Annotated in this window: 18 protein-coding genes and 1 riboswitch; of the genes, 7 read left to right on the top strand and 11 right to left on the bottom strand. The window is 41.4% G+C overall.

Annotated features, from left to right (window positions below; translation table 11 throughout):
* The gene (locus QNH43_RS05365; RefSeq protein WP_311316538.1) at positions 1 to 573 is read right to left on the bottom strand and encodes a YitT family protein; all 573 of its coding nucleotides are present in this window, start codon (positions 571 to 573) and stop codon (positions 1 to 3) included.
* A gap of 615 nt (positions 574 to 1,188) precedes the next feature.
* Here QNH43_RS05365 and QNH43_RS05360 point away from each other — a divergent pair.
* On the top strand, positions 1,189 to 2,541 hold the full coding sequence (locus QNH43_RS05360) for a hemolysin family protein (protein ID WP_283917072.1): 1,353 nt from the start codon (positions 1,189 to 1,191) through the stop codon (positions 2,539 to 2,541).
* Positions 2,542 to 2,880: 339 nt separating this feature from the next.
* On the opposite strand, the gene ytvI is transcribed toward QNH43_RS05360, so the two are convergent.
* Positions 2,881 to 3,924, bottom strand: coding sequence for a sporulation integral membrane protein YtvI (gene ytvI, locus QNH43_RS05355; RefSeq protein ID WP_283917071.1), 1,044 nt, complete (start codon positions 3,922 to 3,924; stop codon positions 2,881 to 2,883).
* A 128-nt stretch (positions 3,925 to 4,052) separates the two neighbouring features.
* Between ytvI and QNH43_RS05350 the strand changes: the two genes are divergently transcribed.
* Complete coding sequence (locus tag QNH43_RS05350; RefSeq protein WP_081395583.1) at positions 4,053 to 4,256, top strand: YczO family protein; 204 nt, start codon at positions 4,053 to 4,055, stop codon at positions 4,254 to 4,256.
* A 356-nt stretch (positions 4,257 to 4,612) separates the two neighbouring features.
* Positions 4,613 to 5,032, top strand: a complete 420-nt coding sequence (locus tag QNH43_RS05345; protein ID WP_076367409.1) for a MarR family winged helix-turn-helix transcriptional regulator — start codon at positions 4,613 to 4,615, stop codon at positions 5,030 to 5,032.
* A gap of 68 nt (positions 5,033 to 5,100) precedes the next feature.
* On the opposite strand, the gene QNH43_RS05340 is transcribed toward QNH43_RS05345, so the two are convergent.
* Entirely contained in the window at positions 5,101 to 6,492 is a 1,392-nt protein-coding gene (locus QNH43_RS05340) for a MocR-like pyridoxine biosynthesis transcription factor PdxR (RefSeq protein WP_283917070.1), read from the bottom strand.
* 103 nt (positions 6,493 to 6,595) lie between these two features.
* Between QNH43_RS05340 and QNH43_RS05335 the strand changes: the two genes are divergently transcribed.
* Positions 6,596 to 7,174 carry a GNAT family N-acetyltransferase gene (locus QNH43_RS05335; RefSeq protein WP_076367413.1) on the top strand — a complete coding sequence of 193 codons (579 nt, stop codon included), beginning with the start codon at positions 6,596 to 6,598 and terminating at the stop codon, positions 7,172 to 7,174.
* Between the two features lie 47 nt (positions 7,175 to 7,221).
* Here the strand turns inward: QNH43_RS05335 and QNH43_RS05330 are convergent, their stop codons facing one another.
* The 3 genes from QNH43_RS05330 to QNH43_RS05320 form a co-directional block, all read right to left on the bottom strand.
* Positions 7,222 to 7,365, bottom strand: coding sequence for a hypothetical protein (locus QNH43_RS05330; RefSeq protein ID WP_283917069.1), 144 nt, complete (start codon positions 7,363 to 7,365; stop codon positions 7,222 to 7,224).
* A gap of 71 nt (positions 7,366 to 7,436) precedes the next feature.
* Entirely contained in the window at positions 7,437 to 7,892 is a 456-nt protein-coding gene (locus QNH43_RS05325; RefSeq protein ID WP_283917068.1) for a GNAT family N-acetyltransferase, read from the bottom strand.
* Positions 7,893 to 7,909: 17 nt separating this feature from the next.
* Positions 7,910 to 8,926 carry a nitronate monooxygenase gene (locus QNH43_RS05320; RefSeq protein WP_283917067.1) on the bottom strand — a complete coding sequence of 339 codons (1,017 nt, stop codon included), beginning with the start codon at positions 8,924 to 8,926 and terminating at the stop codon, positions 7,910 to 7,912.
* Positions 8,927 to 9,067: 141 nt separating this feature from the next.
* Here QNH43_RS05320 and QNH43_RS05315 point away from each other — a divergent pair, with 141 nt between their 5' ends.
* A complete protein-coding gene (locus QNH43_RS05315; protein WP_283917066.1) occupies positions 9,068 to 10,033 on the top strand; it encodes an oxygen-dependent tRNA uridine(34) hydroxylase TrhO in 966 nt (321 codons plus the stop codon).
* A gap of 304 nt (positions 10,034 to 10,337) precedes the next feature.
* Here QNH43_RS05315 and QNH43_RS05310 read toward each other — a convergent pair whose 3' ends face one another.
* Together QNH43_RS05310 and QNH43_RS05305 are read right to left on the bottom strand one after the other, a co-directional pair.
* Positions 10,338 to 10,970, bottom strand: a complete 633-nt coding sequence (locus QNH43_RS05310; RefSeq protein WP_283917065.1) for a superoxide dismutase family protein — start codon at positions 10,968 to 10,970, stop codon at positions 10,338 to 10,340.
* Positions 10,971 to 11,138: 168 nt separating this feature from the next.
* Positions 11,139 to 12,446 (bottom strand): CitMHS family transporter, encoded by a 1,308-nt coding sequence (locus QNH43_RS05305; protein ID WP_283917064.1) that lies wholly within the window; start codon positions 12,444 to 12,446, stop codon positions 11,139 to 11,141.
* A 202-nt stretch (positions 12,447 to 12,648) separates the two neighbouring features.
* Here QNH43_RS05305 and QNH43_RS05300 point away from each other — a divergent pair, with 202 nt between their 5' ends.
* A complete protein-coding gene (locus tag QNH43_RS05300) occupies positions 12,649 to 13,860 on the top strand; it encodes an MFS transporter (protein ID WP_283917063.1) in 1,212 nt (403 codons plus the stop codon).
* A 48-nt stretch (positions 13,861 to 13,908) separates the two neighbouring features.
* Entirely contained in the window at positions 13,909 to 14,142 is a 234-nt protein-coding gene (locus QNH43_RS05295; RefSeq protein ID WP_283917062.1) for a hypothetical protein, read from the top strand.
* A 199-nt stretch (positions 14,143 to 14,341) separates the two neighbouring features.
* A riboswitch (cyclic di-GMP riboswitch) is annotated at positions 14,342 to 14,432 on the top strand.
* A gap of 217 nt (positions 14,433 to 14,649) precedes the next feature.
* Here QNH43_RS05295 and QNH43_RS05290 read toward each other — a convergent pair.
* From QNH43_RS05290 to QNH43_RS05280, 3 genes are all read right to left on the bottom strand, one after another.
* Entirely contained in the window at positions 14,650 to 14,820 is a 171-nt protein-coding gene (locus QNH43_RS05290) for a hypothetical protein (RefSeq protein WP_179086036.1), read from the bottom strand.
* A 537-nt stretch (positions 14,821 to 15,357) separates the two neighbouring features.
* Positions 15,358 to 15,519 carry a hypothetical protein gene (locus QNH43_RS05285; protein ID WP_283917061.1) on the bottom strand — a complete coding sequence of 54 codons (162 nt, stop codon included), beginning with the start codon at positions 15,517 to 15,519 and terminating at the stop codon, positions 15,358 to 15,360.
* Positions 15,520 to 15,601: 82 nt separating this feature from the next.
* Complete coding sequence (locus QNH43_RS05280; protein ID WP_283917060.1) at positions 15,602 to 15,739, bottom strand: hypothetical protein; 138 nt, start codon at positions 15,737 to 15,739, stop codon at positions 15,602 to 15,604.
* Positions 15,740 to 15,844 lie beyond the last annotated feature (105 nt).

Raw genomic sequence — 15,844 nt, 5'->3', positions numbered from 1 at the left:
TCAAATAGTTCGCATCACGGTGACTGAAGTCAGCATGGCTACCGCGATGATCGTTAAAAATGAATATAAAAAGATTGAAGTCCCCACAACGCTCAATCCGCAAAGAAGTACGCATCCATCAATGATAAAAATCAGCAAACCTACATTTAATCCGCTCTTCCTGGATAGGATCTGTGCCAGCATATCCGTTCCGCCTGTTGATGTCCCATACCGAAGCATCAAGCCGATTCCTAATCCAATCAAACCTCCCCCGATCATCGCACTTACATATATGGGAAGGTTCCATCCGGTGACAGCGTCGGAAAAAATATCGATGCATAAAGAGGAAAAAAGCAGGCCATGCAAGCTGTTCAGGAATAATTTCTTTTCAAAGTACCAAGCATATATATATAATGGAATGCTGCTCAAAATCACACCCAGGCCTGTCGGAAGTCCTATATAGTAATGAAAAATCAGCCCAATCCCTATCATGCCACCATCCAATAAATGATAAGGTATCAGGAAAAAATTGATTCCCACGCCTACAAGCATGCTGCCGGCAATGATCGCTGCCATCCTTTCCATGATCTTCATGGCTGCCACCCCCTTTAATCTGCATTTAAAACTTGTCTTGGACTCTATAGAATATGTATGTACCAGCGAAAAAATAATGAAACTGACCAATTTTTTATGAAACCGCCATTAGTTTTCTGAATATTCTATAATATTATACAATAAAGTAGAGAAAACAGTCAAAAACAGCTAATTATTAGCTCAAACTGATACTTTACAAGCAATTTACCGGATTTAAGGTGCCTGAAGCTATTTGACTGAATGATTAACTCTTTCTATAATGAAAGTATTTAAATTAATTAGATTGAGGTGATTTGATGGGGCATTAAAGAATGTTCGTTTTGACAGGCGGTCGCTGATTTGCGTAATGGATATGTGCATCCTATTGAAAAATGGCTGCACTCCTTCAGACAGAAATTCTTCTATTTCCCGTCTACGCATCGGCAATCGGCATATACTATTATTCTCTTCATCACTTAAAGAAATGGGAGTTCAAACGGCTGGACATCAATTACCACAGCCATTTTGAATGACTCCCGATAATATTCAGCACGGCAAAAAAAATATACTTGTATATTTTAAAAATGTAGGAGGTGTACTCCTTATTCGTCTCGAAGGCGAGTTAAGGGAGACTATTTGGACATAATAAACTTGGTTCTTATTGCCATTTTAATTGCTTTAACAGCATTTTTTGTAGCTACGGAGTTTGCGATTGTTAAAGTGAGAAGCACGAGGGTCGATCAATTAATTGAAGAGGGAAAGCCGAATGCTCTTTCAGCAAAGAAAGTCATCTCCAACCTGGATGAATACCTTTCGACATGTCAGCTCGGAATTACCATTACTGCTTTAGGGCTTGGATTCCTTGGGGAACCGACAGTTGAAAACATTTTGCGACCACTTTTAAATCAATTAAATCTTCCGGAGTCGGCTTCACATGTACTCTCGGTTGCAATTGCCTTTTCTTTCATTACGTTCATACATGTCGTTGTCGGGGAATTGGCACCGAAAACATTGGCGATTCAAAAAGCGGAGCAAGTAACTTTATTGGTTTCGAAACCTTTAATTGCCTTTAACAAAATCATGTATCCATTCATCTGGGTACTGAATGGCTCTGCAAGGACGCTTACAAGAATGCTAGGATTAAAAGCAGTTTCCGAACATGATTTGGCTCATACAGAAGAAGAGCTTCGTATCATTGTTTCCGAAAGCTACAAAAGTGGCGAAATTAACCAATCAGAGTTTAAATATGTGAATAAAATTTTTGAATTCGATGATCGGATTGCAAAAGAAATCATGGTACCACGTACAGAAATTGCAACGGTATCCAAAGATGATACGATCCAACAGTTTTTCACCGTCATGGCGGAAGAGAACTTTACACGATATCCTGTCATTGACGGAGATAAAGACCATGTTATCGGAATGGTCAATATAAAAGAGCTATTCACTGAAATGATAGACAGGAACAATCAGGCAGCATCAACGATCCAACGATATGTTCGTCCGATCATCCGTGTCATTGACAGTATTCCAATTCACGATTTACTTTTAAAAATGCAAAAGGAGCGCATCCACATGGCTATCCTCATGGATGAATACGGCGGTACGTCAGGTTTGGTGACCGTTGAAGATATCCTTGAAGAAATCGTGGGCGATATCCGCGATGAGTTCGACCTGGATGAAGTTCCGGATGTCCGCAAATTAAAAGAGGATCACTACATCATCGATGCCAAGGTATTAGTCAGTGAAGTGAATGATTTACTTGGATTGGATATCAATGATGAGGATATTGATACGATGGGCGGATGGATCCTTACCGAGAATTACGAGGCCAAACAAGGTGATATCCTGACTTATGGTCCCTATAACTTTAGGATAAAGGAAATGGAAGATCACCATATTCGTTATATTGAAATATACAAACAAGCAAAAGTCGTAAGCGAAGTAAAAGAATTCCCGATAATATCACAAACTGAAATCGTTTCATGATAATAACCCCCGTTCCTAATTGGAGCGGGGGTTATTTTTTTCCAACTGGTACATGAAGTGAAATAAAAACATATTATATAAAACCTGCTTCATTTAACATTGAATGATTACATGAAGTATAGTTCTACCTTAATTGTTTCATACTGTTAGAAAAGCGATACTTTTTGAAGGAGTGAGGAATCATGAAACTCATAACCATTTGCCAACACTGCAAAGGGAAAGGGAAAACCCGCTATCTGCAATTCTTTTCCCGGGACTGCAATCATTGCAACGGTCAAGGGAAAGCTGTAAAAGATATGTCAAATTTAAGAAATCAGGCAAAAAACATCTAATAATCTTTCATATTTTGAAGTTGGGTTTGATGACACCTGCCCTCTTTAACGTATCATAAACAATCAGTATCGAAGGTCCAAGGAAAAGCCCGATGAAACCAAGCATTTTAAACCCTAAATAAAGGCTGACCAGCGATGCCAATGGGCTCAATCCCATATTTGCTGAATAGATTTTCGGTTCGATGGTCCTTCTTATGATGGTAATGACCAGGAATAGGATGATGAGGCCAACACCTAGATGATGGTTTCCTTGAGCCCAAACAATTACTGCCCAAGGAACCAGTACAGATCCCGTCCCCAAGATAGGAAGAATGTCCACGACTACTATTAACAGTGCCAATGGAATCGTATACTTCACATTTAATAACCATAGTCCTCCATAAGCCATGATGAACGTTATTAAACTCAAAAGGATTTGTGCCTTGATGAAGCCTACGGCTGCCATACTTAAATCTTGATAAACTAGCGAAATCTTTTGATAGGTGGATGTCTTTAAATAAAGGACCGCCTTTTTTCTTAACTTAGGCAATTCAAGACTAAATAAGAATAAAGCGATTAAATAAATTAAAAAATCAATGAAAAATCCGGGAATGAGTGTAACGAACTGAACCATATCCTGAACAAAGCCCTCTGTGAACCCCTCTAATGCCCTGACTCCCTTTTCCATCGTTTGTTCTATGGACTGTATGAGATTTGGCGGCAACGTTTGGGAATACCGTTCCCATTGCCTAATGACTGGCAATATAGCCGTCAAATATACTTCACGTACGAAACCAGGAAATTCTTCCGAATAGATAATGACCTTCTTGATTAATACCGAAAAGGAAAAATAAGTGATGCTCATAAGCCCGCCTACATATAGAGCAAATGAAATCAATACTGCCCAAAACCGATGCAGCTTTGCCGTTCCACCAATCATGCGTACCAATCCATCCAAAAGAATGGCGGTGAGCAACGCTAAAATCAAAGCCCATGAATAGGGAATGACGATTAATATGCATAAAAGGAGAATACCTCTCCAAAACCAACGGAAAAAGACGGTGACATTCACTGAACAAACCCTCCTTGCACTTTCCTGTTCTCCTTATATTTATGAAATGGGGTCACATATATTTCGCTTATACGTTTTATTTTCGCAATAAGGGGAAAAAGAGATATAAAGAGACGGAGGGATTGACATTGGATAATAAAGATAAAGAAAAGTATATTGAGGAGCGTAATGATAAATCCAAGGCATTCAAGAAAGATCAGGAAAAACAGCTGGAGCGTGATCAAGTGGTCATGCCCATTGATGATTTACCAATTGATGAAATTAAATATGAACGACAAGAAGAACGAAATAAAAAAGAAACAAAACACCGCTCCACCAGCGAGAGGGCTTAACCAAAAACCAGCCACTTTAGGGGCTGGTTTTTGGGTTGCAGGATATGATTGCATTCAGCTTCAAAGTGATGTGTCGTATTGATTTTACCAATTCTCGGCGGCACTTTGATACTTGCTCATGGAACTTTTAAAGGAAAAAATATATTTTTGCCATCATATTATGGTCCCTCTTGTTCGCTTTTTTTGAAAATTCAGTACAACCCAATTCTCCCATAATTCATTCGCATCGCCGGATTCCCCCCTATACTGCTTCACTTCCAAAAATAAACATTGACTGAAAAAAATGATTCTTTACAATAGACTTTTAAGAATTAAAGAATATAATGGACTGGTCGACCATTATAAAGGAGAATCATATGACGAACCCTACTCAATTATTTCATCAATATTTACAAGTATCGAGATCATTAGTCAGCAAAATGAATGAACAAATTACAGCCCTTGAAATTTACCATAATCAGTGGACGATCCTGAATTATTTAAAGAACTGTGGATATTCCACAATCCCCGATATTTGCAGTTACTTGGATGTTGATAGTGTTATCATCACACGTTCGGTCAACAGCATGGAACAGAATAATATGATTAAACAAGTTCCTGGAAAAGATGAACAGGAAAAACGAATCGAACTGACGCCCCGGGGAAAAGAGGTACATACAAAATGTCTTAAGATTGCAGAAAAAATCGAAGGAAAAGCCCTGGAAGGCATTACTGAGGAAGAACAGGAAATATTTTTCCAGACGGTCCTTAAAATCCTCAATAATATAAGAAACTAATATGGGTACCTTATATCATTGTTGAATAAGTGTGAATCAAGGCCTTTTCCTTATTTTTTCGCATCAAGCTATAGCCATGCCATTTTTAAAAGTCGGATTCCTGCTTTGATTTCCTTTTCGGTTAAACCACCGTACCCAATCAAAACAGTCGGATCTTTCACATTCTTAGAATGATAAACCGAAGTTGGGTGGACTTTAACCCCAACACTGGCAGCCTTATGTATGAGCTCTGCCTCACTGCTGCCGTTTTTTACTTTTAAAAGAACGTGCAATCCTGACTTTTCACCGATTACGGCTACACGATCATGAAAGCTCTCTTCGATAGCATTAAGCAGCACCTTATTTTTTTTACGATAAATCGTTCGCATTTTATTCAGATGGCGTTCCCAATGTCCATTTTTCATAAAAAGACAGAGCGTTTCCTGAATCAGTCTGGAAACGGTCTGTTTATATCCAATTAACTTCTCTTGATGGCGGCAAGCCAGCTCCATAGGTAACACCATGAATCCTACCCTGATTGATGGGATGAGCGACTTTGAAAACGTGCCTAGGTAGATGACCTTTCCCTTTGTGTCCAACCCCTGCAGGGACGGAATCGGTTTGCCTGAATGTCGGAATTCCCCGTCATAATCATCTTCGATGATATAACCTTTTTTTTCCTCTGCCCAATTCAGCAATTCCACCCTTCTGGTTATCGGCATGATCATACCGGAAGGAAATTGATGGGAAGGAGTGACATAGGCAACATTCGCGGCACTCTCTTTCAGGGAGTCCACACTCATTCCACTTTCATCCAAGGGTATGTATGCCATATCCGCTCCCTCCAACCTCAGTACCTCCCTTACTCGATGAAAGCCAGGGTCTTCCAACCCGAATACTCGCTCATTTCCAAGAAGTAACCGCAATAGATGGATGAAATACTGGGTACCTGCCCCAATGATGATTTGATCAGCCCCGCAGCGAACTCCTCTCGATTGGAATAGATAGGATGAGATTTCAAACCGGAGCCCCCATTCCCCTTGAGGATCACCGCTCATGAACATTTCCCTTTCCTGTAGATACAATGTATTGTTCAAGCATTTTTTCCACACGGCATGCGGGAAAGAATCCACGTCCACGCGCCCATGATTGAAATCTATCTCATTTCTTTCATTCGGAGGGCACATCATCCCTTCTGTTACAGGCATAGGCTCATTCAAAGGTGAGATCGGTTCTAAATCGGCTACGTAATACCCTTTCCTTAATTGACTTTCCACATATCCTTCTGCCATCAACTGCTGATAAGCCGTATCCACTGTATTCAGGCCTATCCCTAAATGCACAGCTAGTTTTCGTTTAGAAGGCAGTTTCATTCCGGCCTTTATTTGTCCATTCTGGATTTCCTTTATAAAGAATTTATACAATTGGACATATAAAGCTTCTTTATTCGTTTTATCTAAGTTTAGAGTGATTTCAAACATTTGGTCCTCCTTCAAACTGGTTCCATAAATTATATCAGCTTTGGTCCTTATTGCAGGACCAGAATATTTTTATAATGAAGATATCAATCAAGAGGAGGATACTATGGAACATATCGAATTATTCGGGAAACACGTGATACTCACCCCGATGATGGATCATCATATCGAACCGCTTTACGCCGCTTCCCTGCCAGCTGAAATATGGGAATGGAGCGCAACAAAAATTTTGTCATATGAAGAGGCGATTTCCTATGTAAAGGATGGCATTCGAGCAAGGGAACAGGAACTTCATCATCCATTTGTCGTTATCGATCAGACTGATGATTCGATAGTTGGCAGCACGAGCTTAAGAAACATTCAATTTCATAATCAATCCCTGGAAATCGGTGCAACTTGGTATCATCCCGACAAATGGCGGACAGCCATTAACACAGAATGTAAGTACCTGCTATTGCAGCATGCTTTTGAAAAGTGGAAAATGAAGCGGGTTGAATTCAGGACGGACGAATGCAACAAAAGATCGCGGGCAGCAATAACCAGGCTCGGCGCCCTGGAAGAAGGCATTTTGAGAATGGAGAAAAAACTGCAAGATGGAAGGATAAGGAACACGGTGGTCTACAGTATTCTCGAGCATGAATGGCCCAATGTGAAAAGGAATTTGGAAGCCTTTTTGAAAAGGTGAAGATATGAAAAAGAGTGCCGTTGTTTTGCACTCTTTTTCTCTTGCTGCTATCTTTCCTGTGAGTCTTTATTAATATCCGATAAAAAATCCTTTTGCCTTTTCGTTGATCGAATGAATATGAAAACGCCAATCGCAAATAAAAACGGCATTAAAAAAGCAAAAAGAAGATAAATCTTATCTCCAATGAACAAGTCATTCCCCCTAAACCATGCGACGCGCACTTTTGCCTGTAAACTTTTCCCCCAAACTGGTTGATCATTGCTTAGTCTAAACTTTGTGACAAGCGAATCATATCCTGGCATTGAATCCCATTTTCATAAATGGCCTCGGAATAGTTTCTATTAAAAAAATCCCGATCGACCCCAGTGATTCTAAAACCGCATTTTTGGTAAAGGGCCAGCTGCCCTATCCCCGAATTTCCCGTGCCGATTTCAATCGTGTTATATCCCTGTTCCCTTGCATGGCCTATGGCGTGTTCAATCAATTGCCTGCCAATTCCTCTTCCATGGTGCCGTTCATCCACAGCGATGTTCATTATCTCTATCAATTTTGGAGCTTTTTGCAGTAAAACATACACACCGATCATCCGCTCATCAGACACGGCAACAAAGCATGTTCCGCTTCCCAAGTATTCCTCGACCAATTCCCTTGAAGGATCCGCCAAAAGCAATAAATGCATCGGCGGTGGCTCATCCATGAATAATTCTCTTATCTCCATCTCCATCCACCCCCTTCTCATTTTAGTTCTTCTGCAAGAAGTTCAACCAATTCCGATGCGGGAAGTTCCCTGCTCAACCTATACCCTTGTCCTGCCCATAAAGCCATCAATTCAGGATTGTTTTTTTGTCCAGCCGCTTTTCGCATTTGCTTTGTCATGTGATGGACATGAGGATAGGCGACTGGTGCAACGGCATCATATTCGGTTATAAAGTGATTCACCAACCCTCGTGCCCTCCTGCCGCTGAAGGCTCGGGTAATAGATGTCCGGGTAAACCGGGGATTTCCCAGAGCTTCCTTATGGGCGGGGCTTGCCCCGCTTTCGGGACAGCGAAAGAAAGCTGTGCCCAATTGTGCCGCTGTTGCTCCCGCTTCGAGCACGGCCGCGATATCCTTTCCATGCATCAATCCCCCCGCCGCAATGATCGGCAAGTTCAGCTCACCTTGTATCAAGCGTATCAAAACTAAAAGGCCGTAATCATCTTCTGTTCGGTTTTCAAAGCGGCCCCGGTGACCACCTGCTTCAAACCCCTGTACACATAGTACATCCGCACCTGCTCCCGCCGCCTTTTTTGCTTCGTGAAGGTTGGTTACCGTCACGGCTATAAGGGAACCGACATCTTGGAGCTCCCTCATTACATCATCCGATGGGCATCCAAACGTAAAACTGACGACGGCGACCCCAGCCTCCTTCAATACCGTTATTTTCTTTTCCCAATCATCGTCATCACTATCGGCTTTTCCAATCCCAGCCCCAACGCTCTCGGCCTCTTTTTCGATCTTTTCACGATAGGCAGATAATATATTTTCATCCACCGCCTCGTTGCCTGGCACAAAGACATTCACGCCAAAAGGTTGCTCAGTCAACCGACGGATCTGCCCTATCTCGTCCTTCATCTCTTCTGCAGTCTTATAGCCAGCTGCGAGAAAGCCCAATCCTCCTGCATTCGATACTGAAGCCGCAAGCTTCGGGGTGGAAGCTCCTCCTGCCATCGGTGCTTGGATGATTGGATATCTTATTAACTCTTTCAGCATTCCATACACCACCTTTTGATTTTTCTTCATGCCCTTATCATTTTTACGTTTTCTTGGTATAATGATTACCTGTAAGAGAAAAGTGTCTAAATGATCACCCTTTATATCTTGCAAATATAAAACATAGGTGGTAAATAAAAAATGGAAACAAAACCTTATAGAGTATTACTTTATTATTTGTATGTACCCATCGAGAATCACGAAGAATTCGCAGCCGAGCATCTTGCGGCATGTAACGCACTTGAATTGAAAGGCCGTATCTTGGTGGCAGCAGAAGGTATCAACGGAACAGTTTCTGGTACGATCGAACAAACCAACAAATATATGGACATGATGAAAAGCGATCCCCGCTTTGCCGATATCGTGTTTAAAATAGATGAAGCTGACGGCCACGCTTTCAAAAAAATGCATGTTCGTCCGCGAAATGAACTTGTAACGCTTCGTTTGGAAGAAGACATCAACCCGAACCGGACGACAGGTAAATACTTGAGCCCGAAGGAGTTCTTCGAGCAAATGCAAGATGAAAATACCATCGTCCTTGATGCCAGAAATGACTATGAATTTGATTTGGGGCATTTCAGGGGTGCAATCAAGCCAGAGATCACGAATTTCCGTGAACTTCCGGATTGGGTCCGCGAAAATAAAGAAATGTTCGAAGGCAAAAAAATCCTGACGTATTGCACCGGCGGTATCCGCTGTGAGAAATTCTCCGGCTGGCTTGTCGAAGAAGGCTTTGAAGATGTAAGCCAACTGCATGGCGGCATCGCAACATACGGAAAGGATCCCGAAGTCCAAGGTGAGCTTTGGGATGGCCAAATGTATGTATTCGATGAAAGGATTGCCGTGCCTATCAATCAAAAGGAACATGTCATTGTCGGTCGCGATATTTATTCCGGCGAACCTTGTGAACGCTATGTTAATTGTGCTAACCCTGAATGCAACAAGAAAATCCTTTGCAGTGAAGAGAACGAGCACAAACATATGCGAAGCTGTACTCATGAATGCCGAGTGCATCCCCGTAACCGCTATGTAGTCGAGCATAACCTTTCTGAAGAAGAAGTGGCTGAGAGATTACAGCTAATCGAAGAAACCAGTACCGCAAAATGATAAAGCAAACCCGAATCAGTGGACATGATCCCTATTCGGGTTTTTTTATCCATTTAAACCAAATCTTATTTTCCTATATTAAACCTATGCCTTGGACTTTATCCCACTGCAAGAATTACTGATGAACCTTTTAATACCATCTGCTTCTAATCCAATATTACTTACTCTCTTACTTCTATATCACAATAGAAAAAACCTTCTTAATACGTAAAAAGAATTCAGCCTTAAGATTTTAGCGGTCAGCGGTTTTACCTTCCATGAAAAGAGCGATTCCCCTTTAGGGGAATCGCTCTTTTCATTAATGTTATTTTTCCTCTGCACTTACAACAACCCCGCAGGCTTGCCTATCGCCTGCATCACCGGTTTTCAAGGTATCTACATCCGGTCCTTTTTCTCCATTGGCTTCATAACGGTCAGAAATATTGGCAAAGTTGTCTGGATTCGCATGAACGATTACAGCCAACTCTTCTTTCTTCAGCTGGTCTATCGTCATGTTATCCAATGTCGCCGTATATTTGGCTGTCCCATCCTCTTTTACATATAAAGGGGGCATATCCCCTGCATGTTTAGAGTGCGTTTCATCAGTTGGGTTAAAGTGTCCTCCCGCTGTAGTGAAAGGTCCTTCCTTAGCATCCGGCTCACATACTGCGTTTTCGTGGACATGGAATCCATGATAGCCTGGCTCAAGGCCTTCCAAAGCGGTCTCGATCACTACAGTATTCTCTTCGGCGGTAAAGTTAACCGTCCCAAGTGTTTTACCTTCTACATCTTTAACTTCCGCTTTCACCTGCGGATCAGCCCCTGTTTCTGTTCCTTGTCCCACTGTAGTCATGTCCTTGGCATCATTGTCGGACTGATTTGAATCATCCGCTGAATTACATCCATACAGTAAAAGGGCAGCACACATAGGCAGCACAAGTTTTTGTTTATAGTTCATATAAACTCCCTCACTCTCTTATATGTATCTTCCTCTTATTACTTTCCACCATTATGGAAGAATAAACGGAAAGCGGAATAAATAGGAAAAAAGATTAAACCGTGAGGGTGAACACCTTACTAAATTCACAGACAAGAATTTTGCATTATAGCTTAATGGGCTCACATTTTACAAAGTGATGACCCCAAAAGTAATGGCTGCAATCGTCATGATAATGGTTGTCCCAAATGCCCATTTAAACAGGAATTTTTGGTGATCCCCAAAATCCACGCCCACAAGGCCAATCAATATGAATGTTGCAGGCACCAATGGCGATAATGGGAACCCTGCGGTCGAATGGCCTAATAAAGCCGCCCTTCCGATTTCTACAGGAGCAATACCGAAGTTCGATGCCGTTTCACTTATTATTGGCAGAATGCCAAAGTAATAAGCATCAGGTGAAAAAATGAACCCCATCGGAATGCTCGTCAGCGCTACCACCAGTGGCAAATGTGCCCCGAGCCACTCTGGAATGACAGTTACGATCGAAGCAGCCATCGAATCCATCATCTTTGTTTCTGTGAATACACCCGTAAAAATCCCTGCTGCAAAAATGAGTGTACAGATCATAACGAAACTATTGGCATGACTTAAAATCCTTTCCTGCTGTTCTTTTGGGTTCGGGAAGTTAACGAATAGTGCAATCGCAAAAGCAGTGGCAAATAAAATTTGGATCGGCAGCACTTCCATCACCAGCAAAACCATCAGTAAAATCGTCAAGAACCAATTAAACCAAAAAAGCTTGGATGTTCCTTTAGGTGCGGTTTCAACAGCTGCAGCCTGTTCTCCCATACCAGGTTGCACGTTCGTCTCCATCGAGCTGACACCCAATCTTTCCCTTTCCTTTTTGCCAAGTACATATGCCGAAAAAAGCGTCCATAAAAGACCGCAAATCATGACCGGAATGAGAGGAATGAATAACTCCGATACTTCAACTTGAAGGCTCGCGGCCGCCCTGACCAAAGGACCTCCCCAAGGAATCATATTCATGACGCCAGCGGCTAAACCAACAACACAGGCCAATACGAGCCTGTTCATCCCTAATTTGATATAAAGCGGCAGCAGGGCTGAAACGGTGATCATGAATGTGGAAGAACCGTCTCCGTCCAAACCTACCAACATGGTTATAATGGCGGTTGCCATTACAACCTTTAGCGGATCTCCTTTTACAAAACTGAGTATTTTAGCGATCATGGGCTCGAATAAACCAACGTCAATCATTAAACCAAAGTATAGAATAGCAAAAACGATCATGACTGCTGTTGGAGTCACCTTTAAAATACCCGCCACCATCATATCTCCCATTTCCGAAGCAAAGCCACCAATCACACCAAAAGCTATTGCCGTGAAGATAAAAGCGACAACCACTGATAAGCGTTTTGTGATGACTAAGACCAGAAACGTTAAAATCATGCAAAATCCTAAAATCGTCAACATGTTAAAAACCCCTTTAAATGGAAAAGTGAATACCTTTGTTTAAATTTGATTTTTCTGAAAAATCAATATTTTCACATTATACCATTTGCCTATTCATTAAAAAACCTGTAAAACAAATTCGTTTAATAAATTAGTTAAATTATGTATACTATTATTTAGGAACCCGAAGTTTTTTTCGGAGGAAAGAAGTGTTGAATCAAAAATGAATGCTCATAAAATAGCTAAACGGAATCTTTTCATCATGTGGTTCGCCAATTTCTTCATAGGCGGGAGCATGACGATGGTTCTCCCATTCATATCCTTATACATTGGTACATTCGGAGATTATTCGACTCAATATATCCAGCATTGGTCCGGATGGACATTTGGAATCACTTTTGTGACTGCCTTTTTATTTTCTCCCATTTGGGGACGAATTGGTGATCGGTACGGCAGAAAGAAAATCTTGATTGCCTGTGCCTTTGGGATGGGGCTGTCCATTTTCCTGATGGGATTCGTTGAAAATGTTTGGCAGTTATTCGTCTTAAGGATGTTCACCGGAATATTCACTGGCTTCATTTCCATGTCACAGGCCTTCATATCAACGCAGACCCCTAAAGAAATTGCCGGACGCGTACTGGGAACCTTGCAAACGGGAAATATAACCGGTTCCCTTTTCGGACCATTGCTTGGCGGCCTGCTTGCTGACACACTCGGATATTCAACCGCCTTTAAATTCACCTCCATCACCATTTTCATCTCTGGACTTCTTGTTTTTGCAACAAAGGAATACCGAATGGAACGGCAGAAGGGAACAAAGTCGAGCTATACAAGCAGGGAGATTCTATCGCATATCTTGAGGAATCCCATCCTAGTCAATGTCATGCTCATTTCGACACTTGTTCAAGTTGCCCACTTCAGCATCCAGCCCATTCTTTCTTTATACGTTGGCGAGCTGCATGGAACTTCCAATCTTGGATTTTATTCAGGTATCGCCTTTTCTGCAGCAGGCCTGGGGAATTTATTGATGGCGCGTCACTGGGGCAAGATAGGTGATCGTCATGGACATGTGAAGATTCTTGTGCTGCTTCTTTTTCTGACTGCTACAGTCTACTTGCCAGGTGCCTTCATCAATCATTTTTGGCAGCTTGTTTTGGTACGTTTCATACTTGGCATGGCAATAGGCGGCATCATCCCTGTAAGGATTGCCTACATTCGCCAGGAAGCTCCTGTAGCAATGCAGGGGGAAGTACTTGGGTACAATACGAGCCTGCGCTTTTTAGGCAATATCATTGGACCAGCGATGGGCGGAATGGTTGCTGGTTTCTACGGATTCTCCGCCGTTTTCATCACGACCAGCACGTTACTCCTCATAGCGGGACTTGTCCTCTATTTCGCGATGCACCGCAATCCAGAATTGGCCAGATTGCATTAATCGCACTTTTGCAAGAAAACCTGCTTCCAGATGGAAGCAGGCTTTCTCATGTTTAATGCTCATACAGCTGTGGTGCTGGATACTTCTGGAACTGGATTTCTTTTCGGTCGTATTCCGATACAGGCAGTTAGGCCAAAAACGAACAAGAGTCCTGCAGTGAAAAAGGAATATGGGAAACCAGCTGCTACACATGGTTTCCCAAGTTCATTGGTATATAGCGTACCAAAATGGTCTCTTTCATTCATGCTTTTTGTAAGAATCGAAGAGACTCTTTTGGCCTAATTCCCTATTAAAATGATTCTCGAAAATTAAAGCTCAATAATTAATATACCTAGCAACTAAAAAAGTACCCGTTTCAAATCTTTCTGCTCTATATTCCTTCTATATTGGGACAATCCCGCTGATTGATGTAGATACTTTATAAAAGGGGAAGGTTGGCCGTAGCCATAAACACTTCATAGCGCATCATATTTTATGTTAAGATTAATTTAGGCAAATTTTATGAAAGTAAAAGACGCAAAGCCACGGGCCTAACACAACATCTTAGTTGTCATGGCAGCCGGGCTGCCAAGATTTTTCTTGAATGGATCACTTTATTATCAATTGCCCCTTTTTAATTTGCCTAAAATTAAAAATAGGAGGGTTATATATGTTTTTTCCAACCATTTATTCAGCTACTACGGATGAGAGACACATAGTTAAAGATAAAAATACTTGTGCATGCGGCAAAAGGTATAATGTATTCGCAATGTTGACCAGAAGCGACCTTCGAAAGATCAGGTTCAAGCATTATAAAGAAGTGACATGTCCTAAATGTAAATCCAGTATCATTGATAAAGAATAGCCTTTTAATACCGTGAGGGTTCCTACTCCAAAAACTTTGATAGTGCTGGCCTTTTCACCCTCACCACTTCCATGTATGTTGAAAAGGGAAGTTATTGTTTCGGTAACAATAGCCATCTTCCTCATGCCTCCTTAACGAGATTACACTCAAAATCGAATAAAAAAAGACCCTTTCAAGATCTTTTATCATTGCTATGTAAAGTGAATGTGCGGCGGAATATAACTGGCTCGATTCATATAAATCATCAGTTTAGGGTATAAGCTCTACTTCGCTTCCCTTTTGATATTCCATCTACTAGGAAAAATACTTCTTAAGTAATAACTTGGCAAGTCCAGGGTCTTTGAAGTTATTCAATAGTGTGTAGGAGCCCAATTCGGCAAAAATGGCCAAGACATTTTTCGAAAATCCATTTCGGCTGACATTATAGGCATGCATGGCCTGTTTGTGGGCATAATAATAACCCTACCCCCATACTATCGTCAACGAAAGCTTCTTTAATATCGGATGTTCACTAAGATCTTGATTTATCCCTTCCCAATATGAGAATGCGAGCTTATTTTCCCTTTCCACCGGTATCATCAAAATCAACATATCATCCCGCATTCCGTGGCTTTTTCCGCTTCTCTGCCGAGCAGATTCGAATGGTCGGTAAGTCACTCCTCTTGCAGTTCCAAAACGGCAATCCGGTGTGGCAAGTATAGATCATTTTTCATTAATGTCGCATATTCGGCTATTTCTTTATCTTCTATTTTCTCTTCAAACATTTTAGTTATGTAACTGTCCTTTACCCCTTCTTCAAGAGTTCCCGGGAACATTCTCCTAGATGAATGGGAAAAGAATCAGCAAAATGCAGCGAACCGCCTTTCCATACTTTTGGATATAAACGATCATCCTCTCTCAATACGATCGCCACAAAGTCCCACGAAAATTCAATGTTTCTTGGATTGTATCGAATTTCACTAAATTTCTTGCAGTCAGTCTTAAATGATTCTCAATCTTTTCTACTAGTTTCGTTCTTTTCTCGCCCTTATTCATAGGAGTAACCCCCATTTTCATTCATAATTAAAGTAACACATTTACATACAGAAAAATCTGAATCATGGAAGCGAAATCGATTCAGAAGGCTTTGGAAATTTTTTC

The sequence above is a fragment of the Peribacillus simplex genome, from assembly GCF_030123325.1.
GTDB classification, from domain to species: Bacteria; Bacillota; Bacilli; order Bacillales; family DSM-1321; genus Peribacillus; species Peribacillus simplex_D.
This window is presented reverse-complemented; position numbering and strand designations above follow the sequence as displayed.

Bases quoted from the DNA above. Each gene is read 5' to 3' on its own strand.
- QNH43_RS05340 (WP_283917070.1), bottom strand. From the start codon at position 6,492: ATGTTTGAAATCACTCTAAACTTAGATAAAACGAATAAAGAAGCTTTA.
- QNH43_RS05315 (WP_283917066.1), top strand. From the start codon at position 9,068: ATGGAAACAAAACCTTATAGAGTATTACTTTATTATTTGTATGTACCC.
- QNH43_RS05365 (WP_311316538.1), bottom strand. From the start codon at position 573: ATGAAGATCATGGAAAGGATGGCAGCGATCATTGCCGGCAGCATGCTT.
- QNH43_RS05305 (WP_283917064.1), bottom strand. From the start codon at position 12,446: ATGTTGACGATTTTAGGATTTTGCATGATTTTAACGTTTCTGGTCTTA.
- QNH43_RS05295 (WP_283917062.1), top strand. From the start codon at position 13,909: ATGTTTAATGCTCATACAGCTGTGGTGCTGGATACTTCTGGAACTGGA.
- QNH43_RS05300 (WP_283917063.1), top strand. From the start codon at position 12,649: ATGAATGCTCATAAAATAGCTAAACGGAATCTTTTCATCATGTGGTTC.
- QNH43_RS05335 (WP_076367413.1), top strand. From the start codon at position 6,596: ATGGAACATATCGAATTATTCGGGAAACACGTGATACTCACCCCGATG.
- QNH43_RS05345 (WP_076367409.1), top strand. From the start codon at position 4,613: ATGACGAACCCTACTCAATTATTTCATCAATATTTACAAGTATCGAGA.
- QNH43_RS05280 (WP_283917060.1), bottom strand. From the start codon at position 15,739: ATGAATAAGGGCGAGAAAAGAACGAAACTAGTAGAAAAGATTGAGAAT.
- QNH43_RS05325 (WP_283917068.1), bottom strand. From the start codon at position 7,892: ATGGAGATAAGAGAATTATTCATGGATGAGCCACCGCCGATGCATTTA.
- QNH43_RS05290 (WP_179086036.1), bottom strand. From the start codon at position 14,820: ATGGCTATTGTTACCGAAACAATAACTTCCCTTTTCAACATACATGGA.
- QNH43_RS05285 (WP_283917061.1), bottom strand. From the start codon at position 15,519: ATGTTCCCGGGAACTCTTGAAGAAGGGGTAAAGGACAGTTACATAACT.
- QNH43_RS05320 (WP_283917067.1), bottom strand. From the start codon at position 8,926: ATGCTGAAAGAGTTAATAAGATATCCAATCATCCAAGCACCGATGGCA.
- QNH43_RS05310 (WP_283917065.1), bottom strand. From the start codon at position 10,970: ATGAACTATAAACAAAAACTTGTGCTGCCTATGTGTGCTGCCCTTTTA.